We start from the raw sequence: 1,090 nt of genomic DNA, 5'->3' as shown, positions 1-1,090 counted from the left end.
CCCTTCGGCCTTCGCACCGACCCCCGATCCACTCACCCCCGGCCGGGACATCACCCACGCCCACTTCCAAGCCGGCGACACCGTCGTCGTCCTCAAGGGCGTGGCCGCCGGGGAGCTGTGGGGAGACGCGATGTACGTCGTCGCCCCGTCCTGGCACACCCCGACCGACGAGGACGGATGGCGGCTTCGTGATCCGACCGGTGGCGCCCAGTCCTACGTCACCGCCCACCCCCGCTACCTCGTGCACCTCAAACGCCGCTGCCCGGACTGCCTGATCCACCTGCGAGCCATGGAAGACGCGCTCCTGCCGCGATTCGCCGGCCGCAACGAGCTGATCGACTGCGGCTGGTACACCACCACCGCCCTAGGCCACCTCGTGCACATCGACGACAGTCGGGGCGGCCGGTGATCCCCCGCCTCCACAAGCGAAGCCACAGCCCCCATGGTCCGCTGGCCGAAGCGCTGGGAAGGCCGCTCTCCCCCGACGAGGACCTGACCAAGTACACACTCGTCGCCACCTGGCCAGGCCCGGACCATTTCACACCGGACAACGGGCGGAAGACCTGGACTTGCGCCGAGTGGGCCGAACACCTCGAAGTTCCCTATCAGGAGTATCCGAGCGCTGCAAGCCCGGACGGCGACCGGCGGGCGATCCTCCACCTCAGCATCCGGCTCCACGCCGACGACCCCGAGCCGACCTGCCCGGAATGGTCAGAGGCTGCCCACCGGTTCGCCCGCGCCGCCGGCATCGAGATTCCCACCAAGGACCACGGCTGCCGATGGATCGCCATCACGGCCCTGCCCCGCCGCCTCGACCTGATCGCCAATCTGATCCACCTCGACGGCGCGTGGCACGCCCCGCCCGCAGACGTCTTGCGTCGTCTTGCGAACGAGGCACGCCGTATCGAGCAGGACCTCCACCTGATTCCCGTCACTATCGGCGGCACGACACGGGACACCATCCCTGTGTCGTCCACGACATCGGCCCACCTCGCGAGCGTCCTCACGCAGCTGGCCGACGAGCAGGTCGGTCCCCTGGCCACGGCCCGCGGGCTCATCGAGCACACTGCGCAACGAATCGCCCGCCGGC

Annotated in this window: 2 protein-coding genes; both read left to right on the top strand. The window is 69.6% G+C overall.

The annotated features are described in order from the left end of the window. On the top strand, nucleotides 1-409 hold a 409-nt coding region (locus LCE31_RS39815; RefSeq protein WP_225023185.1), incomplete at its 5' end, for a hypothetical protein. Continuing rightward, nucleotides 406-1,090 (top strand): relaxase/mobilization nuclease (locus tag LCE31_RS39810; RefSeq protein WP_225023183.1); only part of this gene is annotated, 685 nt, incomplete at its 3' end. The genes LCE31_RS39815 and LCE31_RS39810, both read left to right, overlap by 4 nt.

Source organism: Streptomyces sp. 8L, from assembly GCF_020176795.1.
Classification (GTDB): Bacteria; Actinomycetota; Actinomycetes; order Streptomycetales; family Streptomycetaceae; genus Streptomyces.
This window is presented reverse-complemented; position numbering and strand designations above follow the sequence as displayed.